Annotated in this window: 28 protein-coding genes; 16 read left to right on the forward strand and 12 right to left on the reverse strand. The window is 26.2% G+C overall.

Annotation, left to right across the window (positions count from 1 at the left end; genetic code table 11):
• Positions 1–2 precede the first annotated feature (2 nt).
• Both bioA and IQC44_RS06955 read left to right on the forward strand, forming a co-directional pair.
• Positions 3–1,262: an adenosylmethionine--8-amino-7-oxononanoate transaminase gene (gene bioA / locus IQC44_RS06950; RefSeq protein WP_198305618.1), complete on the forward strand. Its 1,260-nt coding sequence runs from the start codon at positions 3–5 to the stop codon at positions 1,260–1,262.
• Position 1,263: 1 nt separating this feature from the next.
• Complete coding sequence (locus IQC44_RS06955; protein WP_198305619.1) at positions 1,264–1,941, forward strand: NUDIX hydrolase; 678 nt, start codon at positions 1,264–1,266, stop codon at positions 1,939–1,941.
• On the opposite strand, the gene IQC44_RS06960 is transcribed toward IQC44_RS06955, so the two are convergent.
• Positions 1,924–2,262, reverse strand: a complete 339-nt coding sequence (locus IQC44_RS06960) for a DsrE family protein (RefSeq protein WP_198305620.1) — start codon at positions 2,260–2,262, stop codon at positions 1,924–1,926. The genes IQC44_RS06955 and IQC44_RS06960 overlap by 18 nt on opposite strands.
• Positions 2,263–2,323: 61 nt before the next feature.
• On the opposite strand from IQC44_RS06960, the gene IQC44_RS06965 reads away from it, so the two are divergent.
• Entirely contained in the window at positions 2,324–3,175 is an 852-nt protein-coding gene (locus tag IQC44_RS06965) for a bifunctional methionine sulfoxide reductase B/A protein (protein ID WP_198305621.1), read from the forward strand.
• On the opposite strand, the gene IQC44_RS06970 is transcribed toward IQC44_RS06965, so the two are convergent.
• A complete protein-coding gene (locus IQC44_RS06970) occupies positions 3,172–3,513 on the reverse strand; it encodes a hypothetical protein (RefSeq protein ID WP_198305622.1) in 342 nt (113 codons plus the stop codon). The two genes, IQC44_RS06965 and IQC44_RS06970, sit on opposite strands and share 4 nt — an antisense overlap.
• Before the next feature lie 71 nt (positions 3,514–3,584).
• Here IQC44_RS06970 and IQC44_RS06975 point away from each other — a divergent pair, with 71 nt between their 5' ends.
• The gene (locus tag IQC44_RS06975; protein ID WP_198305623.1) at positions 3,585–3,899 is read left to right on the forward strand and encodes an MTH1187 family thiamine-binding protein; all 315 of its coding nucleotides are present in this window, start codon (positions 3,585–3,587) and stop codon (positions 3,897–3,899) included.
• Positions 3,900–3,936: 37 nt separating this feature from the next.
• Positions 3,937–4,833 (forward strand): polyphosphate kinase 2, encoded by an 897-nt coding sequence (gene ppk2 / locus IQC44_RS06980; protein WP_198305624.1) that lies wholly within the window; start codon positions 3,937–3,939, stop codon positions 4,831–4,833.
• Positions 4,834–4,858: 25 nt separating this feature from the next.
• On the opposite strand, the gene IQC44_RS06985 is transcribed toward ppk2, so the two are convergent.
• Together IQC44_RS06985 and IQC44_RS06990 are read right to left on the reverse strand one after the other, a co-directional pair.
• On the reverse strand, positions 4,859–5,437 hold the full coding sequence (locus IQC44_RS06985) for a ribonuclease HII (RefSeq protein WP_198305625.1): 579 nt from the start codon (positions 5,435–5,437) through the stop codon (positions 4,859–4,861).
• 37 nt (positions 5,438–5,474) lie between these two features.
• Positions 5,475–6,104, reverse strand: coding sequence for a hypothetical protein (locus IQC44_RS06990; protein ID WP_198305626.1), 630 nt, complete (start codon positions 6,102–6,104; stop codon positions 5,475–5,477).
• A gap of 205 nt (positions 6,105–6,309) precedes the next feature.
• Between IQC44_RS06990 and IQC44_RS06995 the strand changes: the two genes are divergently transcribed.
• Positions 6,310–6,753 (forward strand): Fur family transcriptional regulator, encoded by a 444-nt coding sequence (locus IQC44_RS06995; protein ID WP_198305627.1) that lies wholly within the window; start codon positions 6,310–6,312, stop codon positions 6,751–6,753.
• Between the two features lie 30 nt (positions 6,754–6,783).
• Here IQC44_RS06995 and IQC44_RS07000 read toward each other — a convergent pair whose 3' ends face one another.
• The 4 genes from IQC44_RS07000 to IQC44_RS07015 all read right to left on the reverse strand — a co-directional run bounded on the left by IQC44_RS07000 (position 6,784) and on the right by IQC44_RS07015 (position 9,044).
• Entirely contained in the window at positions 6,784–7,281 is a 498-nt protein-coding gene (locus IQC44_RS07000; protein ID WP_198305628.1) for a flavodoxin, read from the reverse strand.
• Positions 7,282–7,299: 18 nt separating this feature from the next.
• A complete protein-coding gene (locus IQC44_RS07005; RefSeq protein WP_198305629.1) occupies positions 7,300–7,623 on the reverse strand; it encodes a DUF2325 domain-containing protein in 324 nt (107 codons plus the stop codon).
• 128 nt (positions 7,624–7,751) lie between these two features.
• The gene (locus tag IQC44_RS07010; RefSeq protein ID WP_198305630.1) at positions 7,752–8,249 is read right to left on the reverse strand and encodes a transglycosylase SLT domain-containing protein; all 498 of its coding nucleotides are present in this window, start codon (positions 8,247–8,249) and stop codon (positions 7,752–7,754) included.
• A 78-nt stretch (positions 8,250–8,327) separates the two neighbouring features.
• Entirely contained in the window at positions 8,328–9,044 is a 717-nt protein-coding gene (locus IQC44_RS07015; RefSeq protein ID WP_198305631.1) for a carbon-nitrogen hydrolase family protein, read from the reverse strand.
• Positions 9,045–9,100: 56 nt separating this feature from the next.
• Between IQC44_RS07015 and IQC44_RS07020 the strand changes: the two genes are divergently transcribed.
• Positions 9,101–9,781, forward strand: coding sequence for a response regulator transcription factor (locus IQC44_RS07020; protein WP_198305632.1), 681 nt, complete (start codon positions 9,101–9,103; stop codon positions 9,779–9,781).
• Complete coding sequence (locus IQC44_RS07025; protein WP_198305633.1) at positions 9,771–11,090, forward strand: sensor histidine kinase; 1,320 nt, start codon at positions 9,771–9,773, stop codon at positions 11,088–11,090. Before IQC44_RS07020 ends, IQC44_RS07025 begins: the two co-directional genes overlap by 11 nt.
• A 71-nt stretch (positions 11,091–11,161) precedes the next feature.
• Here IQC44_RS07025 and IQC44_RS07030 read toward each other — a convergent pair whose 3' ends face one another.
• Complete coding sequence (locus IQC44_RS07030) at positions 11,162–11,653, reverse strand: helix-turn-helix domain-containing protein (protein WP_198305634.1); 492 nt, start codon at positions 11,651–11,653, stop codon at positions 11,162–11,164.
• Between the two features lie 103 nt (positions 11,654–11,756).
• Between IQC44_RS07030 and IQC44_RS07035 the strand changes: the two genes are divergently transcribed.
• Genes IQC44_RS07035 through IQC44_RS07065 form a run of 7 tightly spaced genes read left to right on the forward strand, consistent with a single transcriptional unit; the run spans position 11,757 to position 18,724 of the window.
• Positions 11,757–12,713, forward strand: coding sequence for a glycosyltransferase (locus IQC44_RS07035; RefSeq protein ID WP_198305635.1), 957 nt, complete (start codon positions 11,757–11,759; stop codon positions 12,711–12,713).
• 5 nt (positions 12,714–12,718) lie between these two features.
• Complete coding sequence (locus IQC44_RS07040) at positions 12,719–13,489, forward strand: NAD(P)H-binding protein (RefSeq protein WP_198305636.1); 771 nt, start codon at positions 12,719–12,721, stop codon at positions 13,487–13,489.
• Complete coding sequence (locus tag IQC44_RS07045) at positions 13,486–14,304, forward strand: sugar phosphate isomerase/epimerase family protein (protein WP_198305637.1); 819 nt, start codon at positions 13,486–13,488, stop codon at positions 14,302–14,304. The genes IQC44_RS07040 and IQC44_RS07045 overlap by 4 nt, the downstream gene beginning before the upstream one ends.
• On the forward strand, positions 14,301–15,077 hold the full coding sequence (locus IQC44_RS07050) for a glycosyltransferase family 2 protein (protein WP_198305638.1): 777 nt from the start codon (positions 14,301–14,303) through the stop codon (positions 15,075–15,077). The genes IQC44_RS07045 and IQC44_RS07050 overlap by 4 nt, the downstream gene beginning before the upstream one ends.
• Positions 15,067–17,202 carry a hypothetical protein gene (locus IQC44_RS07055; RefSeq protein ID WP_198305639.1) on the forward strand — a complete coding sequence of 712 codons (2,136 nt, stop codon included), beginning with the start codon at positions 15,067–15,069 and terminating at the stop codon, positions 17,200–17,202. The genes IQC44_RS07050 and IQC44_RS07055 overlap by 11 nt, the downstream gene beginning before the upstream one ends.
• Complete coding sequence (locus tag IQC44_RS07060) at positions 17,199–18,338, forward strand: FAD-dependent oxidoreductase (RefSeq protein ID WP_198305640.1); 1,140 nt, start codon at positions 17,199–17,201, stop codon at positions 18,336–18,338. The genes IQC44_RS07055 and IQC44_RS07060 overlap by 4 nt, the downstream gene beginning before the upstream one ends.
• Complete coding sequence (locus tag IQC44_RS07065; protein WP_198305641.1) at positions 18,335–18,724, forward strand: GtrA family protein; 390 nt, start codon at positions 18,335–18,337, stop codon at positions 18,722–18,724. Before IQC44_RS07060 ends, IQC44_RS07065 begins: the two co-directional genes overlap by 4 nt.
• A 124-nt stretch (positions 18,725–18,848) precedes the next feature.
• Here IQC44_RS07065 and ccoG read toward each other — a convergent pair whose 3' ends face one another.
• A complete protein-coding gene (gene ccoG / locus IQC44_RS07070; RefSeq protein ID WP_198305642.1) occupies positions 18,849–20,177 on the reverse strand; it encodes a cytochrome c oxidase accessory protein CcoG in 1,329 nt (442 codons plus the stop codon).
• 88 nt (positions 20,178–20,265) lie between these two features.
• On the reverse strand, positions 20,266–20,778 hold the full coding sequence (locus tag IQC44_RS07075) for a methylated-DNA--[protein]-cysteine S-methyltransferase (protein ID WP_198305643.1): 513 nt from the start codon (positions 20,776–20,778) through the stop codon (positions 20,266–20,268).
• Between the two features lie 84 nt (positions 20,779–20,862).
• On the opposite strand from IQC44_RS07075, the gene IQC44_RS07080 reads away from it, so the two are divergent.
• A complete protein-coding gene (locus IQC44_RS07080) occupies positions 20,863–21,462 on the forward strand; it encodes a MarC family protein (protein WP_198305644.1) in 600 nt (199 codons plus the stop codon).
• 21 nt (positions 21,463–21,483) lie between these two features.
• Here IQC44_RS07080 and IQC44_RS07085 read toward each other — a convergent pair whose 3' ends face one another.
• Positions 21,484–23,340 (reverse strand): GGDEF domain-containing protein, encoded by a 1,857-nt coding sequence (locus IQC44_RS07085; RefSeq protein WP_198305645.1) that lies wholly within the window; start codon positions 23,338–23,340, stop codon positions 21,484–21,486.
• Positions 23,341–23,425: the final 85 nt, after the last annotated feature.

Raw genomic sequence — 23,425 nt, forward strand, 5'->3', positions numbered from 1 at the left:
ATTTGAACTATTTAGAAATAGATAAAAATCATCTTTGGCATCCATACAACTCACTTCCAACAAAAAGCCCTATAAGAGCAGTTAAAAAGACAAAAAATTGCAAAATATATTTAGAAGATGGGCAAGTTTTAATTGATGGAATGAGTTCTTGGTGGAGTGCTGTTTTAGGCTATAACAATAAAAAAGTTTTTAAAGCACTTAAGAAACAAGGCAAAAAAATGCCACATATTATGTTTGGTGGATTAACTCACACTCCAGCTGCAAAACTAGCAAAAACTTTGGTAAAACTAACAGGATTTCCTAGTGTTTTTTTATGTGATAGTGGCTCAGTAAGTGTTGAAGTTGCACTAAAAACTGCTATTTTATATCAAAAAGCAAAAGGAAAAAATAAGCACACTTTTTTAGCTCTTAAAAACTCATATCACGGCGATACTTTGGGGGCTATGAGTGTTTGCGACCCACAAACTTCTATGCACTCTTTATATGGAGATTATTTAAGTAAAAATATCTTTGTGGAAGCTCCAGCTTTAGGATTTAATGGCGATTATAGTGAAGCTTTAGAAGATTTAGAAAAAACTTTAGAAAAACACCATGAAAAAATAGCAGCATTTATTCTTGAACCTGTTGTTCAAGGAGCAGGTGGCATGAGAATTTATAACCCAAAATATCTAGAAGTTGCAAAAAAGCTTTGTGAAAAATATGACATTTTACTAATATTTGATGAAATTGCAACAGGTTTTGGACATACAGGAGAGCTTTTTGCTTTTATGCACACAAATATAAAACCAGATATTATAACTATTGGAAAAGCACTTACAAGTGGGACAATGACAATGGCTGCTATGCTTACATCAAAAGATATAAGCGATACTATAACAAACAGTGAAATTGGTGTTTTAATGCATGGACCAACATTTATGGCAAATCCTTTGGCTTGTAGTGTTGCAAATGCAAGTATAAAAGAGCTTCTAAAACTAAATTGGAAAAACAAAGTAAAAGATATTGAAACTATTTTTAAAAAAGAGCTTGAAGTTTTAAAATCAAACGATAAAGTTTTAGATGTAAGAGTTATTGGAAGTATTGGAGTTGTTGAGTTAAAAGATGATAGAAATGCTTTAAAACTTCAAGAGTTTTGTGTACAAAATGGTGTTTGGCTTCGCCCTTTTGGAAAACTCTTTTACTCAATTGTTGCATATACAATTTCAAAAAAAGAGCTAGAAAAAGTTTGCAAAACTATGGTAAAAGCTGTACAAAGCTTATAAAATGAAGAAAATAGATAAAAAAAGAGCAAAGATTTTAAAAACAAAACTTCCAAAATATCCAAATATTTTAGGACGGGATAGATTTTTTAATAGTGCGGTTTTAATTCCTTTGGTAAATATAAAAAATAAAAGCTATCTTCTTTTTCAAAAAAGAGCAGCAAATATAAGGCAAGGTGGAGATATTTGCTTTCCTGGTGGAGGTTTTGATAAAAAACTTGATAAAAACTTTAAAGATACAGTTTACAGAGAGCTTTTTGAAGAGTTGGGATTAAAGAGAAAAGATATACAAATATATGGTCAAATGGATAGTTTTTCTACAACTATTGGAGCAATTATTGAACCTTTTGTTGGAAAAATTAAGAAAAATTCTCTAAAAAATCTAAAAATTGATAAAAATGAAGTTGAAAAGATAGTTTTAATTCCACTTAGTTTTTTTAAAAAAACTAAGCCAGAAGTTTACACTTTAAAACATCAGGTATTGCCATATGAGATAGATGAAAATGGTGAAAAAATTGTTCATTTTCCAGTAGAAAAGCTAAATCTACCAATTGCCTACCACAAACCTTGGGGAAATAAAAATCACAAAGTTTGGGTTTATAAATATAAAGAGGAAGTTATTTGGGGAATAACTTCAGTTTTAATAAATGAGTTTTTAAAATACTTAAACAGTCAAAACTGAAAAAGTATCATCTTTTAGTGCAGATGTAAGAAGCTCTCCTGTATGAGTTACTTCAATTCCTAAGCTTTCTAACTCAGCTTTTGCTCCATAATCTTCAGCACAAACTATACAAGCACTCATTTTTACACCTGTACTTTGGATATGTTTTAATTTTTCTTGAATAAATGTCTCTTTAACAAGCAAAATAGATGGTCCCCAAAGCATTAAATGTGCTGTTTTCCAATAATTTCTCTCTAAAATTACACTTGAATATAGAAGTGGGAAATTGTTTGCAACTTCCATATCACCGTTTGTCCAAACAATCAGTAGATTCTCTTTCATTTAAAACACCTTTGGTTATAATTTAAAGTATATATAATACTATTTTAAAGGAAAAAAGACTATGAATTTTAATAAATTAAGTGATTTTGAGAGATATGTAATAGAAGAAAAAGGAACAGAGAGAGCTTTTACAGGTATTTATGATAATTTCTATGAAAAAGGTGTTTATAGATGTAAAAAATGTAATGCTAAACTTTTTCTAAGTGATAGTAAATTTAAATCAGGTTCAGGATGGCCTAGCTTTGATGATGCAATAAGTGGTGCAGTGAAAGAAGTTCCAGATATTGATGGAAGAAGAGTTGAAATTGTTTGTTCAAATTGTGATGCTCATTTAGGTCATGTATTTAAAGGTGAGGGTTTTACATCTAAAAATACAAGACATTGTGTAAACTCTGTTTCTTTAGATTTTGAAGCAAAAAATGAAAATTTGAATTTAAAAAAGGCATATTTTGCAGCAGGTTGTTTTTGGGGAGTTGAATATTATTTTCAAAGACAAAATGGAGTAAAAAGTGTAGTTTCAGGATATATGGGTGGTCATATTCCAAATCCAAGTTATGAAATAGTTTGTAGTGGAGCTAGTGGACATTTGGAAGTTGTAGAAGTTATTTTTGATGAAAATATTGTAAGTTTTGAAACTTTAGCTAAGTTATTTTTTGAAATACACGATTTTACACAGACAAATGGTCAAGGTCCAGATATTGGAAGCCAATATCTAAGTGCAATTTTTTATACAGATGAAAAACAAAAACAAATTGCTCAAAATTTGATAGTAGATTTGGAGAAAAAGGGCTACAAAGTAGCAACAAGTTTATATCCTGAAGTAACTTTTTATAAAGCAGAGGATTATCATCAAAACTACTATAACAAAACAGGAAAATTCCCATATTGTCATAGTAGAGTTAAGATTTTTTAATCTTCTGCACCTAAAATATAGTAGATTGGTTTTTTATCCAATCTCTCTATATTTACTTTATATTTTTCTGCCCATTTCCAAACCGTATCGTGAAAAGCTTCTAAAATCTCTTTTGAATCATTTTCATCACATTTTATTTTTAAATAATCATTTTTATTTGAAAACCCAACATAGGCATTCATTTTTTTGATTTGGTCGTTCAAGCTTAGAATATGCTTTGCAAATTTATCAAACCCTTTTGTAACTTCTATTACCTTTTGAGCTTGTCTTAGTGTGGAATCATTTAATGAGTATCCCATTTGTGAAACTATAACTTCTGCATTTACATCTAGTTGCATATTCATCCTTTTTAATAAAATTTTTATATACTAGCAAAACAAATTTAAAAATATGGTTTAAAGGGTGCAAAATGTCGGTTTTAATGAGTTTGAGTATGTTTCCAACAAATACAAGTGGGAGCAAAAGTAAGGAAGTAGGAGAAATTTTAAAAGTAATTAGAGATAGTGGATTGAAATATCAATTAACTTCAATGAATACAATAGTTGAAGCCAAAACTTTTAAAGAGCTTTTAGATTTGGCAAATTTATGCTATTTGAAGTTGGAAGAGTTGGGTTGTAATAGGGTTTATGCTGTGATGAATTTTGATATTAGAGCCTCTGGAGAAGATAGAATTAATAGTAAAATAAAATCTGTTGAGAATCATATTGGAGAAGTTAGTAAATAGTTGCTATAATATACTAATTTTAATAAAGGGGCTAGGAATGGGATTTGAAAAATATTATGATAAAAATTTGATAGGTAAATCAAATATGAGTTTAGATGAATTTAATGAGAAGATAAAAGAGGGAAATGGGAGTTTTATCAGTGAATTACATTCAAAATATCTTTATAGAACAAAAGATGAGATTTTAAGACCATATCAAGTTGAATTAATCAAACTTCAAAATCATTTAGAAAAAACTAATGAAAAGATGATTATTTTGATGGAGGGAAGAGATGCTTCAGGAAAAGGTGGGGCAATTAGAAGAATTACAAGATATATGAATGAGAAACATTATAGAGTTGTAGCTCTTGGAAAGCCATCTGATGTTCAAAAAACTCAATGGTATTATCAAAGATATGTTGAACAATTTCCAAAAGGTGGAGAGATAGTAATCTTTGATAGATCTTGGTACAACAGAGCTATGGTTGAGCCTGTTTTTGGTTTTTGTAGTCAAAAAGAGTATGAAGTATTTATGAAAAGTGTTCAAAGATTTGAGGAAGATTTAATAGATCATGGTTTTCATTTTCTAAAAATATATCTATCTGTTTCAAAAGAGGAACAAGCAAGAAGATTTGAAGAGAGAGAAGAAAACCCACTTAAACAATGGAAATTAAGTGAAATTGATATGCAAATGCAAAGTAGATGGGAAGAGTTTACTCAAAAAAAATATGATATGTTAAAGTACACAAATACAGAAAAATCTCCTTGGACAATTATACGAAGTGATAGTAAATTTTTAGCAAGACTTAACTCAATAAAAGTTATTTTAAACTCAATTCCTTATGAAGGGAGAGATGAAAGACTTGATTTTACAGTTGATAAAGATATTGTTATTACAACTGAAAAAGAGCTTGAACTAATGGATACAAGAAGAGTAGTTAGTTGGCAAGATTAAGGATAAAACCTTAATCTTTAGCCTTTTAAAAAAGAGTTTTTTGAACTCCAAATTCACTTTCTCCAAGAGCTTTTAATTTAAAAGTAAATCTATGAATATCACTTCTTCCAAACTTTTTGATAGCCTCAATATGGGATTTTGTACCATAACCTTTGTGTTTATTAAAATCATAGTTTGGATATTTGTTTGAAATACTATCCATAAATCTATCACGGCTTACTTTTGCCAAAATTGAAGCAGCACTAACACTTGGGATTTTTGCATCAGCTTTTACCTCTTTTTGTAGAGTTTGTATTCCAAAATTTGTATTTCCATCCATTAAAAAAGAGTCTGAAAACTTTTCTAAATTTTGCATAATCTCTAAAATAGAGCTTTTTAAACAAGCACTAATACCAAATTCATCTATTTCTTTTGCACTTTTAAAAACTATATGATTTTTTGATTTCTCTAAAATCTCATCAAAAAGTTTCTCTCTTTTTTTTTCGCTTAATTTTTTTGAATCATTCAATCCTGATATTTCATCAAATAGTACAACCCCAGCAACTACTAAAGGACCTGCAAGTGGACCTCTGCCAGCTTCATCAATACCACATAAATTTTTCATAAAACTTTTTTTGGAGTTTTCACATACTAAGATAATCTTAGAAATCTCCCTCTCCCTCTTCATTTATAAACATCTCATCTATTTGCTTAATAGGAAAATTAGGTAATTTAAATTTATCATCTTTTATATCTATATTGAAGTTAGCAATTTTTGCCTCTTGCATTTGCATTCCACTTGATGATTTGCTAATTTGTCTTAATGGAACAGCGTTATAAGTCCAAATTCTGTCATCTCCTAGTTGCCAAATATCACATTTATAACCTAAAATTGTCTCATTTCCAACCCAAGAAGCACCCATTTTTTCTAGATTTTCTTTATTTAAAACAAATCTACTTGAACCATTTTCATCTGAAGCAACTTTTGAAGAGTATATAATTTCTTCATCAAAATCAACATTAAACATTGTATCTTTTGATATTTTTACTATATTTCTCTCTTTTTCTTCTTCATCAAAAACTTTTTGAATCATAGTTGTATCAGTTATTTCTAAATCACCAAAGTCTTTAAAATACATTTTACTGCTACCTTTTATGTACTCTTTGTTATTTTGGCTTTCAGCTACTATTGCATACTCTATAATTGCAGATTTTACATCATAAGCTCTATTTTGTGAAGCAAAAATAGAAGTTGCACAAAAAATAGAGATGAAAAAGAATTTTTTTAGCATTGTACTTCCTTAAAATTTTGGGGAATTATACAATAAAATAGTTCAAATGAAATAATGAAATTTACTCTGACAAATATTATTTTATATTAATAATGATTCTTATTTTGTAAAGTGAAATAATTTATACTAAATGTATATAAAAATAATTTGAATTTTTGAAAACTTTAGATATACTAGAATGTTTATTTTTTAAAAGGTGAATTTAATGATAGATAATCACGATGATATAATAGAAGAATTAAAAAAAATAGTTAAGCAAAAAGGCTTAAAATATACAGAACAAAGAGAGATAGTTCTAAATATTTTACTTCAAGCAAACGAACATTTAACAGCTGAAGAGATTTATAATCAAATAAAAAAAGATTATCCAGAAACAAATGTTGGTATTGCTACTGTTTATAGGGCTTTAAGCTTTTTAGAAGAGGTTGAATTAATAGCTTCTCTAAATTTTGGTGCTGATGGAAAAAAATATGAGAGTAATATCAAATCTCATCATGATCACTTAATTTGCACAGATTGTGGAAAAATAGTTGAATTTGTTGATGAAGAGATTGAAAAAAGACAAGAAAAGATTGCAAAAGCAAATAAATTTAAAATAACAGACCACTCAATGCAACTTTATGGTCTTTGTGAAAGTTGCCAAAAATAAGTAGTATAAAAAATACTACTTATTTTAATATTATAAAATTTCCGATTTTATATTATCTACCCAATTTGTAACTCTTTGTTTTGTTAATTCACTTTGATTATCTTCATCAATTATTAATCCAACAAACTTATCATCTATTTGTGCTTTTGAAGCATCATGATAATAACCTTCTGTTGATGTAAAACCTATAATTTTTGCACCTGTTTTATTTAAATGTTCATAAATAAGACCTATTGCATCTGAAAATTCATCTCCATAACTCTCTTGATCTCCTAAACCAAAAAGTGCTACTGTTTTGTTTGAGAAATCAATATTTTGGAAATCATCCCAAACACTCTCCCAATCATCATTTAACTCACCATTTCCCCAAGTAGAAGCACCTAAAATAATTTTGTCATATTCATTCATTTTTTCTACTTTTGTTTTATCAAGGTTAAAAGTTTCAATTTTTCCTAATTGAGTAGATATTGATTTTGCTATCTCCTCACAGTTTCCTGTATTACTTCCAAAAAATATTGCTGTTGCCATTATAAATTTATCCTTATTTTAATCATTTGAGTGTGCATAACACTCACTACAGTTTTTTATATTCATTATCTTTACATATTCGTCATAAACACAAGCAGTAGATCTTTTTGCACAAACAAAAGGTATATTTCTTTTTTTAGCTTCATTTTTATATTTTAGCATTGTATTGTGATTTAAAAAAGATGTTAGCATAACTATACAATCAGTATCTTGCGGTAGTTTTTTCTTTGGTGCTGAAGACTTTTTTCTTGCATCCCAATGATTTATGCTTTTTGCTCCAAGTTCCATTAACATTGAACTAATATGTGATATTTGGTCTCCACCGATAATCAAAATACTCATCTCTTTCCTTTGTATTGATAATTAATATCAGAATATTACAAAAAGAAAACTTTGTTTTTGATTAAATATGATAATCAGTATCATATTTATACTAAAAAAATAAGAACTAGCAGAAACTAGTTCCTTTTTTACACATCAATTTTTCTTAATTTCTCAATAATTGAAGCTATCTCTTTTGAATAAGCTCTAGCTTGTTTGCTATTAAATTTAAATCCAGCATTATAGCTTCCCCAAATTTTAGACCAATCATTTTTGTGAAACTTTTGCCAGTATGTTAGTTCATCTATAGCATTTTTTGTAGCAAAATCAAAATCAGAAACCAACTTTGAAGCTAAAACATTTCTATTCCAAGTTGTGTCTTTCATATTATTTCTATTTAAAGCAGATTTTATATTTATTTGATACAAACCAAAATCTTTTGTATCAAGATTTATCATATATTCACCAAGTTTTGACTCTTTTATTGCAATTGCCATTAAAGTATATCCTAAACCGTGGCTATCACCTTTTTGTTTAATCTCTTTTAGTGTCTCTTTTTGTTCTTGTGTTAAGTTTTTTATATCTATTTCATTTGCAAAAATATTTGAAACAAATAGCAAAATTAGTAAAAATAACCTTATTTTCACGCTTTTTCTCCTGTTTATTTATTTTATTAAGTATAGAGTTTAATTTAAAATTGTGTAATAATCGTAAACATAAAAAAATTAATTTAATCCTATATCTATATATTTTCTTACTTTTAAAATTTCATTTTTATCAAAATCTGCCTCTAAAATAGTTTTGCTATCATCTTTTATAACTTCTCCAAATGGGCAAATTATCGCACTTCCTTTTGCCATATTAGAATTTGCACTATTACTTGCAACTACAAAACATTGATTTACTAAAGCAAGAGCTTTACTAATACTTTCATAATGCTCTTTCCTTTTTACTCCCCACATAGCAGGGTTTAAGATAATATCAGCACCTTTTATCTGCTCCCAAAGAGTGGGAAATCTAAGCTCAAAACAAATAAGTGTAGCAATTTTTATTCCATTTATTTCAATAATTTTTATATTTTGCTCTTTTGCTGGAGTAAAGAATTTATCTTCATCTCCTAAGGGAAAAAGTTTTATCTTATCTTGAGTATGGACTATTTTTTTATTGTGAAAAATAAAAAGCCTATTAAAAAATTTATCATCTTCTTTTATTATTGTTGTTATTGCAATGATTTTATTTTGTGAAAGCTCTTTTAACTCCTCTATAGCTTTTTTGCTAAATTCACTTGCTTTTTGCATTTTTGTATATGCAAAACCTACAATTGCTAACTCAGGAGCTAAAATTATTGAGTTTTGGGTACAAGAGTTGATTAAATCTTTTAAGGTTTGTAAGTTCTCTTCAAAGTCATTTGTTGTTTGCATCTGCAAAGAAAAAAGTTTCATTTTTTTATCCTTTTTGCAACTATTTTAGCATAAAGATATATAAGCTATAATACAAGATGATTAAAAAACCTTATGAAAATATAAAAATTTTATATGTTGAAGATGACGATATTGCAAGAGAAAATGCAGTTGAGTATCTTGAAAACTACTTTGACTCTATTTATGAGGCTTCAAATGCAATTGATGCTTTGAAACTTTATAAAGAGCATAAACCAAATATTATAATTAGCGATATTTCAATGCCAAAATTAAATGGCTTGGAGTTTGTAAAAGAGATTAGAAAAACAGATAAAAAGACTCAAATTATACTTGTAACTGCATTTTGTACAAAAGAGTATCTGCTTGAAGCAATAGAGCTTGGACTTGTAAAATATCTTGTAAAACCAGTAGAAGAAAATAGCCTAAAAGAGGCTTTAAATCTATGTTTAGAAGCTATTTGTGAAGACAATTCAAATCTAATTGAAATCTATGAAAATATAGTTTTTGATATATTTAATAAAAATCTAAAAATAGATGAGGAATTAGTAAAATTAAGAGCAAAAGAGATTTTGTTTTTGGAACTTTTACTTAAAAATAAAAATAGAGTTGTAAGCTATGAAGAGATAGAAAACTATGTGTGGCACGATGGTGTGATGACAAAAGATGCTCTAAAAACTTTGGTAAAAAATATAAAAGCAAAATTACCAAAAGATATTATAGAAAATCTTGCAAATATAGGATATAAAATTGCAATTTGAAGCAGATATTGTCTTATTTTACGGCATAACTTTTGGAATATTAATTATGACAATAGTATATACTTTTGTAATATATTTATACTCAAAAGAGTTATTTTATATTAGCTACTGTTTTATGCAAGTTTTCTCTTTTGTTTTTATACTCTCATATAGTAATTTTTTTGAAATTAGCCACTATATAAAAGAGCTTTCTATGGCTGTTGCCTCTATTTTTGCTCTATTTTTCGCAATTAGCTACTATGAAGGAAAATTTTTACCAAAAATCACAAACTACAAAGAGCTTTTAATAAATACTTTTTTCTTAAATGTTGTGATTTTAACGGCTTTTTATCACTACATTTTATTTGAATATCTACCTTATACAATTGTTTATGCAGTTTTGTTTATCTCAATAGTTTTTAACCTCAAACAAGGCTTTAAGCCAACTATGATTTATGTTTTTGGTTGGAGTTTTTTTTGTGCAGTTTTATTTATCTTTGATTTTAAATATTTTTATATAAATAGTGGATATTATGATTTAGTTTTAGTTGTTTTTGCTCTTGAAGCTATGCTGTTTACAATCTCTATTGCATATAAATATAGTGATTTGAAAAAACAAAATATTGAGTTTGAAAAGATGATTTTACAACAATCAAAGTTTGTAAAATCTGGTGAAATGATTGCAAATATAACTCATCAATTTAGACAACCTTTAAATAGCCTTTCATATATTTTGCTAAATCTTAAAAAAAGATTTGAAAATAGAAATTTAGATGAAGAGTTTTTTGATAAAAAGATAGCTCAAGCCCAAGAACAGCTAATATTTTTGTCAAAAACAATAGATGATTTTAAAGAGTTTTATATACAAGATAAAACAAAAAGTAACTTTACAGTAAAAGAGGCTATTTTAAATGCAAGTTCACTTTTGAGTGCTGATTTAAAAAAATATAGTATAAATCTTGAAATTGAGTATCAAACTTTTGAAAATATAGAGATTTTTGGAGTGAAAAATGAGCTTTCTCAAGTAGTTTTATCTTTGCTTTCAAACTCAATAGATATTTTAAAAAATAGACAAAATCCAAAAATAAAAATAGTAATATCTTCAAATAGTGCTGATGTTTTAATAGAATTAATAGACAATGGCGGAGGAATAAAAGCAAAATTTTTAAAAAAAATCTTTGAACCATATTTTTCCACAAAAGAAGATGGTACAGGAATAGGGCTATATTTATCAAAAATGATAATTGAAGATAGTTTTGCTGGAAAGCTTCAAGTTCAAAATATAAAAAATGGAGTCAAATTCTCTATACTTATAGAAAAAGCTATTTAGTATTTACAAAATCTAGTGAAGATATAATAGAAGTATAAATAAAAAATATTGAGCTTTTAAAATCTGAATTATCAAAGTTTTATATCATTTTCGGCTATTTTTGTAGAGTCTTTGAAACTTTCTAAAACATCTATAAGTGAGTATAAAAACTTTTCAGAGCTATATGGAAGCATTTCATAAATATAGTTGTATAGATGATAGTTTGCTTCGCTTTGCATTTTTTGGCTATGTAGTTTTTCTTCAAATTTAAAATAGCTTTCTAGTATATTTTGTTCTTCAATACTTGGAGATTTTAGAATATTTTTTAAAGTTTTTAATCTGCTTTTTTTATCTTCTTCATCAAAAAGTTCTGCAATAGATATATCTAAGACTTCTGCTATATATGGTAAAAGCTCTATTTTTACTTCTCTATTTCCATTTAAATAACCATAAATTGTAGAACTACTAGGAGCTTCACCAGTTGTTTTTAAAACAGGATTTAATAAAAGTAACTGAGTTACAAAATATTTTCTAGTAAGTCCTTTTTTCTCTAAAATATTATTTATATTTGCATTTATATTCAAAATGAACTCCATTTTTATTCAATATGAGTAATTTTAAAGAGATATTTATTTCTTAACGGGTAATATTTTAATTCATTTTGAATAGAAAATATCAGGGGACAACTTGCATAATCAGATAAAAAAAGATAATTTTATATCAATAGGACTAATATTAAATGCTAAAACATCTATAAATAGTATTAAAGAATTACATACTATTTTGGATAGAAACTATAATTATTTTGAAATAATATTATTAAATTATGATAGTGACATTACAATATTTTCGGAACTTTTAAAGAAGTTTAAAAATATTAGAATACTTGAATTATCATCTTATGTTGATATAGAAGTTGCTCATACAACAATTATTGAAAATTGTATTGGAGATTATTGTGCAATCTTAGATTTGTCACATGATGGTTTAAATGATTTAGAAAAGATGCTTGAATTTGCAGAAAATTTTGATGTAGTAATTGGAAAAAGAGAGAAAAAGTTTAATACATTTTTTCAATCAATCAGTTCAAAACTATTTTATAAAACAATCTCTATTTTTACTGGAATAAAAATAGATAGTATGTATAGTGATTTTTTTGTAATAAATAGAAAAGTGATAAATTTTATAACAAAAAATGAAGATAGAGTAAAATTTTTAAAGCTTCTTAAATTTAATAATGGCTTCTCAAAATATGAACACTCATATTTACCACTAGGTAAAAAATCAAATCAAAGAACTTTTTATGAAAATATAAATTTCACTATAGATGTTTTAGTAAATTATTCTCATAGATTAATACGAATGGCAACTATTTTATCTCTTAGCACTGCAATAATAAATCTTTTATATGTATTTTATGTATTTGGAGTTTATCTTTTTAAAGATGATGTAATTGAAGGTTGGACTTCATCAAATATTTATAATTCAGCAGTTTATTTTGTACTTTTTTTAGTTCTATCTGTAATTGGTGAATATGTAAGAATGATATTGCAAAATCAAAAAAATACACCATTTTATGAAATTACAGATGAAAAAAGTAGTGTAGCAATATTTTCAGATAAAAAAAATATAGATAAGGAATAAGCTAAATGAAAAAAGCATTAATAGGATATACAGGATTTGTTGGAACGAATTTAAAAAATCAAATAAAATTTGATGATTTTTATAACTCAAAAAATATAGAAGATATAAAAAACAAAGAGTATGATGTGGTTTATTGTGCAGGATCACCAGCTGCAAAATGGATAGCAAATCAAAAACCAACAGAAGATTTACAAAGTGTTTGTTTACTTATAGATGCAATTAGAGAAGTAAAAACAAAAAGATTTGTACTTATTTCTACAGTTGATGTTTACAAGTCAATTATTGATGTAGATGAAGATAGTTTTATAGATTTATCAAATCATCATGCTTATGGAACACATAGAAGAATTATTGAAACATTTGTAAGTGAGAGATTTGAAAACTATCATATAGTAAGACTTCCAGGTCTTTTTGGTGATGGCTTAAAGAAAAATATAATTTATGATTTTTTACATAATAATGAAACAAATAAAATTCACAGCGATGCAGTATTTCAGTTTTACTCTTTGGATACTTTGGCAAATGATATAAAAAAAGTTATAGAAAATGATATAAAACTTATAAATTTTGCGACAGAACCAACGAGTGTAAAAGAAGTAATAAAAGCAGGATTTGACATAGATTTTGACAACAATCCAACACCAAATGCACCTTTTTATGATATGCATACAAATTATGCAGAAATTTTTGGTGAGTATGGAACTTATATTCAATCAAAAAAAGAAGTTTTACAAAAAGTAAAAGAGTTTGTAAAAAGAGCAAAGGCAGAAATATGAAACTCTCTATTTCTAATATTGCTTGGGAAGTAAATGAAGATAAAGAGATATTTGAACTAATCCAAAAGTATGGATTTAAAGGAATAGAACTAGCTCCACCAAAACTTTTTAAAGATTTATCCAATGTAAGTAATAGTGAAATAAATGATTATTTAGAATATATTAAACCTTATAACTTTAAATTTCCTGCAATGCAATCGCTTCTATTTGGAAAACCAGAACTTAAAATATTTGATGATAGCAGAAATGTTACTTTGAAGTATTTAAAAAAGATTATAGATTTAGCACAAAAACTTGATGTAAAAGTTTTAGTTTTTGGTTCACCTAAAAATAGATTTATAGGAGATATACAAAAAGAGGAAGCTAAAAAGATAGCTATTGATTTTTTTAAAGAGCTTGGAGATTATGCATATTCAAAAGATAGATGTTTTTGTATAGAACCAAATGCAAAAGAGTATGGTTGTGATTTTATAACAAATACAAAAGAAGCTATAAAACTTGTAGAAGATGTAAATTCAAAAGGTTTTATGCTTCATATAGATTCAGCTGTTATGGCTATGAATGATGAAAATATAGAGGAAAATATAAAAATAGCTTTACCTTATACAGAACATTTTCATATTTCAGAGCCATTTTTGGAACTAATCACAAATAATAAAACAAATCATGAAAAATTTGCAAAAATCTTAAAAAGTTTAAACTATGATAAATGGGTTTCAATAGAGATGAAAAATGGTGTAATGGAATCAAATATTGAAGCTGTAAATAAAAGTTTAGAGTATATAGCAAATATTTATAAAATGGAAAATATATGAAATTTAATCAAATACCAAATCATAAAAAAGAGATTTTAAAAGAGAAATCTACAAAATATTGTGTTGTAGTACCTGTTATAAATGAGGGTGAAAGAATACAAAATCAGCTTCTAAAAATGAAAGAATTTGCAAAAGATATAGATATTATTATTGCAGATGGTGGAAGTAGTGATGGTTCTTTGGAGTTAGATTTTTTAAAAAATTGTGATGTAAGAGCAATTTTGACAAAACAAGATAAAGGAAAATTATCAGCACAGCTTCGTATGGCATATAAGTTTGCTCTTGATGAAGGATATGAAGGAATAATAACTGTAGATGGCAATGGGAAAGATAGTGTTGAAAGTATTTATGAGTTTATAAAAAAACTAGATGATGGCTTTGATATGATACAAGGAAGCCGATTTATAAAAGGTGGAGCTGCAATAAATACTCCAAAAATAAGACATCTTGCTGTAAAGCTTATTCATATTCCAGTAATTTCTATTCTTGCTAGATTTAAATATACAGATACTACAAATGGTTATAGAGGATATAGTAAAAAATATTTAGAACACTCTAGTGTTGAACCATTTAGAGATATTTTTGATACTTATGAACTTTTGGCATATTTATCTGTAAAAGCTCCAAAATTAGGCTTAAAAACTTGTGAAGTTCCAGTAACTAGAACCTATCCAAGTGATGGAAAAATACCTACAAAAATAAGCTCTTTTAGTGGTAATTTTTTATTAATCAAAATTTTATGGGAACTTTTTAGGGGTAAGTATGATTGCTAAGAATTCTTTAAATTTATCATTCGATTTAATATTAAAATATTTATTAGATATTTTAAATCATAGAAAATTTGGGTTTTACTTCTCTTTATTTTATGCTTTAATACTTGTTTTGAGCTTTTATCCAGGAATACTTTATAGTGATAGTGTTCCAAGATGGAATTTGGCTATAGAATTTTATAAAAATGGATTTTCAAATTTTTCAAGTTTTTCAAGTCATCATCCAGTAATACCTTCAGTATTACAGTCATTCTTTTATGGAGTTACAAAAGAAGTTGGATTGTTTATATTTTTTCAGATTTTTTGTTTTTCTTATTTAATTTTTAAGATAGTAAATAAAATAATTGATAGTCCATATAAAAATATAATTATAATAGCTATTTTAATATTACCAATAAACTATATTTATGCCTTATTCCACTCTTTTGATACATTGTATGCAGTATTAAATTTATTTTTAATATATATACTTTTAAAATTATATGAAAAATATTCAAATAGTAGTTATATAGTTTTATTAATAACTGTTTTTTTACTTGTTTCTGTTCGGCTTAATGCAATTTTATTAGCCCCAATAATCTCAATTATATTTATATATTTTATATATAGGAATAATCAAAAATTTAATATAAAAACAATAACTATGTCCATGCTGATTTTAGTTGTTGCATATTCGCCTTTTTATATTACTTCATCTTTAAATATGAAAACAAGTAATAGTTGGGTTATTGGATTTGCTTGGGAATATGCGAATATGGGAACAAAATCAAAAGATAGCAAACATATTGAATTTATGAATTCACTTGGAAGTAATACAGATAATATAAAAAATAAGATTTGTTATAATGGAATTTGGTGTGGAAATGAAAATAAAGAATTTATAGGAAAAGTATCAAAAAATGATGAATTAAGTAAAAAAACTTTTGAGAATTATTTAGATATTTTTAAAAATGAACCCATATTATTTATCACAGAAAAATTCAAATATATTTCAAGTTTAATGGGAATAGATAAGCCATTATCAAATGCTGAAATTGCTAAATGGCGAAATGGTAATTGGGCAGAACAACATAAAAAACTAGGATTTGTAACAAATGAAAATAAAGAGAAAATAATTAATGAATATTTTTCTTTTTCAAAGAATATAACTTTTATGTTTGAACCATATAAAATATTTGTTTTAGGAGTACTATTTTTAATATATATTTTGTTTGTAATAAAAAAATATTTTCTACCATTAGCACTTGGTTTTAGTATTTCATGGCTATATTATTGTACATTTTTTATAACTTCTCAAAATCATGAATTAAGATATTTTTTCCCTGTACTTTTATATTCACAAGTGTTATTTGTTATAGTAATTTCTAATTTATTATCCAAATTTGAGATTAAAAAAATACTTATATTAATTATTTCTATTATAATAATTGTTTTTTTATCAAATAAGTATTATATTTATAAAGAAAAAGAAAATAATATTTTAAGTAATATTAATAACTCTATTTTATTGTATGAGAACAATGAACTACTAATAAAAATAAACCCAGAAAAGCAAAAAATAGTATATTTTTATAAAGATTGTAAAAACAAAGATATAACTACAACATTCTTTTTGCATTTAGTTCCTGAAGATATAAATACTTTACCAGAAAATAGAAAGCAATATGCTTTTGATAATTTAGATTTTTCTTGGAATACTCAAGCTCTTGAAACACCATTTTGGGGAGAATATAAAAATAGTTGTATAGCAACAAAAGATTTACCAAAATATAAAATCAAAACTATTCGTACAGGACAGTTTAATAAAGATAGTAGATTATGGCAAACAAGTATAGATTTAAACTCAAAAATAGATAAACAAAAAGAGCTTCAAAGTTTTAATTTAAGTGATAAAAACTGGGCAAATGGAATTAGTTTATCTAAAAGTGGATTTTTTATAGAAAATAATTTTTTAAATAGACAATCTTTGAGTATTGGAGATAAATTAAAGTTTAATTTTTCAGAAACAAGAACTATTACAAGCTTACAATATAGCAGTCAATATATCAATATTTTTGTAGATGGTGAAAAGCTTGACCCTATAAAAGATGGCTATCCAAATAAAATTTTAATTATTGGTGATAAATGAAAAAATATGATTGTGTAGTTATTGGAGGTGGATTTTTTGGTACAACTCTAGGGCTTTTTTTAAAAGAGTATTTTGATGATGTTGTAGTAATAGAACAAGAAAAAGATATTTTACAAAGAGCTAGTTTAATAAATCAAGCAAGAGTTCATATGGGTTATCACTATCCTAGAAGTCTAGTAACTGCTTTTAGGTCATTAGTTAATTTTCCAAAGTTTATAAAAGATTTTGATAAAGCTATAAAAAATGATTTTGATAAATATTATGCAATAGCAAAAATAGGTTCAAAAGTAAATGCAAATCAATTTTATGAAATTTACAATAAAATGAATGCTCCTATAAGCAAAGCTCCATCACATATTAAAGCACTTTTTGATGATAAGCTTATTGATGAAGTATTTCGTGTAAAGGAGTTTGCTTTTGACTCTCAAATACTTAAAAATATAGTTTTAGAGAAATTTGAAGAGAGTAATTGTGAATTAAGATTAAATACAAAAGTAGAAAAAATAGAGAGAAGTTTAGATGATACAATAAATATATATTTAGAAGATGATGAAGCAATTAATTCAAGATTTGTGTTTAACTGCACATATTCAGGACTTAATACAGTTTTAAATAACTCAAATATGCCACTATTAAATCTAAAACATGAAATCACAGAGATGGCTTTGATTGAGTTACCTGATGAACTTAAAAACTTTTCTATTACTATTATGGATGGACCATTTTTTTCAATAATGCCTTTTCCATCAAGAAAACTAAACACTTTTAGCCATGTGAGATATACACCTCATGGTAGTTGGATAGATAAAGATGATTATCAAAATGGATATGATATTTTAAAAAAATATGATAAAAAATCAAATTTCAGATATATGATAAATGATGCAAAAAGATATATTCCACTTCTTGAAAATGCTATTTATAAAGATAGCATATTTGAAGTAAAGACAGTTCAGGTGAAAAATGAAACTGATGATGGAAGACCAATACTATTTACAAAAGATTATGAAATAAAAAATTTCTCTAATATTATGGGTGGAAAGATAGATAATATTTATGAAATTTTAGACACTATAAAAGAGACAAAAGATTTTTTAGGTATTAAAAAAAGACATTTTTGGGATATATTCAAATGATATTAAAACTACTAAAAAGCCAATTTGTGATTTATGGAATAGTTGGAGTTGGGGTGACTTTATTGAAACTATTATCTTTGTATATCTTAAGAGATATATTTGAAATAGTTACTTTTTTAAGTGTAACAATATCTTATATTATAGCTGTTGTAACACATTTTTTTATAAACAAACACTATACATTTAAAGTTGATGAAAAAAAGATTATGAATATGATGACTGTAAGATATTTTGTTGCTTTAGTTATTGCATTTGTTTTTTATTCTGGAAATATTTGGATGTTGAATCAGATTTTTGAATTACATTTTTATGTAGCTGTTTTTATAGCTCTTTTTTTGAGTTTTATTTTTAACTATTTTTTGTATAAAAAATATGTATTTGTGTAATAATATAAACTGATATTTTTCAGAAAATTTAAAATTATTTGTTACAACTTATAAAAAAAGTAGAAATTGTAGGTTGTAACCTACAATTTCTAAGGTCTTATAACATTATTAAAAAAGAATTAGCTTACGGTTTCGTAAAAATCAGTTTTCTAGTAACTTTTATATCTTCATTTGCTACTTTTTCTTTCGCAAAAATATCTATAAAAATCTCTATATTTTTATTTGAAAACTCTTTTAAATCGTTGTTACTTTCAACTATTAAAATCTGTTTTGCTCTTTTTTTGGCATCAATTTTTACTTCATCAAATCTTTTGATTTTGAAATTTTTTTCATCTTGCAGTTTTATATCAAAAGTCAAAGCTTCATCTTGACTATTTTGGATTGTTAAAACATAGTTATTCACCACTTTGTTCTCTTTTGTTATTTTGTAAAGTTCAGTTGTTTTATTTATATTTACCAAAAAACTCTCTTTTTCAAGTGAGAAATAAAATGCCAAGAATATAGATAAAAAAAGTGCTATAAAATATGTATTATTTCTTGTGTTAAATAGAGTTTTATTTACCTTATTTATAACTCTGTTTGTACTAGCCCAAGAGATTAAATTCTCTTTTCCAAGTTTTTTCATCACAGGCTCACAAGCATCTACACACTCCAAACAGTTTATACACTCAATTTGAAGCCCTTTTCTTATATCAATATGTGTTGGACAAACTTTAACACAGGCTTCACAAGCTGTACAATCTTCATTGTTTTGCCACTGTTTTAGTGAAAATATTGTTTTTTCACCATTGTTATATATCTTTCCACCACGATTGTAATCATAAGTAATCTGCTTTGTATCATCATCATATAAAACAGATTGAATTCTTGCATATGGGCAGATATATACACAAAAATTCTCTTTCATAAATACAATATCATAAAACAAAAACCCAGCAATACTAAGAATAAACAAAATCAAAATAGAGTGATTTATCGGGTCTTGAATATATAGGAAAAAATCTTCAGGTGGCACAAAGTACAACATAAAGTTTGAAGCTATAACTAAACACAAAATTGCCCAAATTGCAAGTGAGATATATTTTTTGATTTTATTACTTGTTTTACTATAATCAATATCTTTTTGTTTATTTTTAAATCTTCTTAAATCTAAAATAGTAGTCTCTATTAAATCTCTATAAATTACTCTAAAAATAGTTTGTGGACAGCCCCAACCACACCAAATTCTTCCTAAAATTGTAGTTATTGCAAATATTCCTATAAACAAAAACATAAGTAAAAATGGCATTATATAAAGCTCATTTACATTGTATGCAGTTCCAATAAAGTGAAATTGCTGTTTATCAAAAGATAAAAGCAAGATATGATTTCCATTTATAGTAATAAATGGTAAGCCCATAATAAAAATTGTAAGTAGCAGATAAGTTATATATCTCTTTTTAGCATAAGACATAATTTCTCCTTTTTTTTAAATTCAAGAAGTTTAAAAAAAAGAAGTGGTTTTTTGGTGGTATTTTTTATTTTTTGAGAAAAATATTTTCTTAGCCTTTATTTTCGAGTTTGAATAAAAACTCTTTTATATCAATTCCACCTGTGTAACCGCCTAGTTTACCATTGTTTGCTACTACTCTATGGCAAGGAACTATTATGCTTAGATTATTTTTTCCATTTGCATTTGCAACAGCTCTATATGCTTTTGGCTTTCCTATATTTGTTGCTTCTTCTTTGTAGCTTATAGTTTTTCCATATGGAATTTTTAAGAGTTCTTGCCAGACTTCTATTTGAAAAGCTGTGCCAATAAGCCTCAAAGGTATAGTAAAAATTTCTCTTTGTTTTGCAAAATACTCTTGTAACTCCTTTTCTAAAGCAAAAAAAGGCTCTTTTTTTTCCAATATCTCATTTGCATTTAGAACCTTTTTAAAATGTTTTAGCTGTTTATCTATAAAATCTCTTTCTAAAGGAACAAATAAGATTAGTTCATTTTTAAAACTTGCTGCAAACATCGTTCTTATAGGTGTTTGTATGGTTGTTGTGTAGATAATATCTGTTTTCATAAATCTATTTTAACATAAAATTAAAAATCTACTTTTAACTATAAAAGGCTAGAATTAAGCTTCAATTCTACAAATAGGACTTTTATGGATTTTTTTATATCTACATTTTTAAAAATGTTTTTTATTATGACACCATTTTTTGTGCTTACGGTTTTTTTAACTGTTACAAATGAAGCAACACTTCAAGAAAAAAGAAAATTAGCAGTAAAAGTTACAACTTCGGTAATTATTATTGCTTTAGTTATACTTTTTTTTGGACAACATATCTTCTCTATTTTTGGAATAACTCTTGATGCTTTTAAAATTGGGGCTGGAGCTTTACTCTTTTTAACAGCTGTAAACTTAATTCATGGAAGTAAAGATGGGCAAAAACCAAATGATAAAAATTTAAATGAATTAGCTGTTGTACCTTTGGCTCTTCCTATTACTATTGGACCTGGATCTATTGGGGTTTTACTTGTTTTTGGAGCTGAACTAAACAGTTTTGGTAAGCTTTTAATTGGAAGTTTGGCACTTTTATGTGCAATATTAATAATTGGAACTATGCTTTATTTATCGAGTTTAATTGAAAAATTTATAGGAGAAAATGGTCTTTTGATTATCTCAAAAATCACTGGGCTTTTTTTGGCAGCTTTATCCGCTCAAATTATGTTTTCAGGAATTAAAAGTTTTTTACAACTTTAAAAAAAGAGCTAAGCTCTTTTTTTAATAATCTAGTTTATCACCTTTTCCTAAAATCTCTTTATTAAATCTTATCACTTTATTTCTTCCTGTTGCTTTTGCTTCATAAAGTGAAATATCAGCATATTTTATACATTTATAGATTTGGTCTGTATCTTCTGGGAAGAAAGAGTAACCAATACTTACAGTTTTACTAAAAGTATCTCCATTGTAGTTGAAAATAAGTTTTGAGAACTCACTATTTATTTTTAATGCTAACTCTTTTGCACTCTCATGAGTTGGATTTCTCATTAAAATTAAAAACTCTTCTCCTCCATATCTAATGATAAATTCATTTTCACTTATTGTTGCTTTCATAGTAATTGCTAGTTTTCTTAAAATATCATCTCCAACATCATGACCATAAGTGTCATTTACCATTTTAAAATAATCAATATCTAAAAACATAATAGCAAAAGTATTTCCATCTTCAACCTCAATAGGAAGTTTTCTATCAATAAACTCATCTAAATATTTTCTATTATAAAGCCCTGTTAATGCATCTGTTAGATTTTTTTGTCTTAGAGCATCCATTAAAAGTTTGCTTTCTAAAATAGGTTTTGTCTCTTCAAGATATTTTTTAATAATTCCTATTTGATACTTAATATTTTTCAACTCATCTGGGTCTTTACTAACAATATGAATTACAATATTTGTTTGGTCATTTATAAAAAATGGAATACAAATATGTTCAGTACCATTTTTGCAAGATGCAATTCTGCAAATTTGTGGGAAATTCTCAGAAGCTATTATGCTATTAGTTCTTTCAGCTCTACAAGATTCTTTGATATTTTTTGTTAAATTACAACAAGGTGAGGAATCTTTTGAGGCAAAAATTATATTTCTTTCATCTCTTATTAAATCTGTTTCAAAAATAAAAAAGCTTTTTATTTGTAATTTATCTCTTAAAACACTTATTAATCTATAGTAAATATCATCTTTTGTTAAATCATTTTCAATAGTTTTTTTATAGTGATAAATTTCACTAATATCTTCAATTATCTCTTTTGCTGTAATTAATTTATCATGATTTACATTACTTGCACGATTATGAACAAAAGATGTAAGATTTTTTTCAATTCCAGTTAATACAGTTTCTAATTTATCAATTAGTTCATTTAACCAAAGAGAAGCCTCTTTATCCTCTTTTAAAACACCATCTTTTGCTCTTACAGTATAATCACCTTCATGAACTTTTTTTAATACATCAGTTATTTGGTCAAATGAGCTAGTATATGGAGTGATTTTTTTTCTTATAAATACTAAAATAACTATTAAAAATATTGCTATTGTTCCAATTACATAAAGAAGCACTATAATATTTGAAATTCTATCTTCTCTTATATCAAAAGTTAAAGATATAGCCCCTAAAACTTCGCCTTCTTGTGCTGTATGACAAGATAGGCAATTTGGTTTATCTTGACTTGAAGCAGTGTAAGGAATTGTAACTCTTAAGTTTGCATTTAGTAATGATTCATCAATTACTGTTTTCTCTTTTCCTGTTTGAAGAACTTCAAGGTCAATTTTATCTCTTGGATTCTCATTTGAAGTGCTAGATTTACCAAATTGTTCACTTACACTCTTTGCTCGAATAACCCACAAATCTTTGACATTATCAAGTTGGCTAATGCTAGATAAAAAAATATCTCTTTGATCCATATTACCATTTATCATATGACTTGTAAGTGATTTTTTCACAATATCAGCTGTAAGATAAGCTTTTTTCTTTACTCCATCGTAACCTGTTTGCCTTGAACCAATGGCAACTAAAACAACAATAATTACTGTAAGAATTGTAATCATTGAGAAGATTATTAAAGTTATTTTTTTGTTTGAGCTCATTTTTAACCTTATAAAAATAATTTTATATCATAGCTAAAAATAGTTAAAAAGGCAAAAATAAATATTGAAGTTTTTCTTACTTTAT

This window comes from Arcobacter vandammei (genome assembly GCF_016106035.1).
Taxonomy (GTDB): Bacteria; Campylobacterota; Campylobacteria; order Campylobacterales; family Arcobacteraceae; genus Aliarcobacter; species Aliarcobacter vandammei.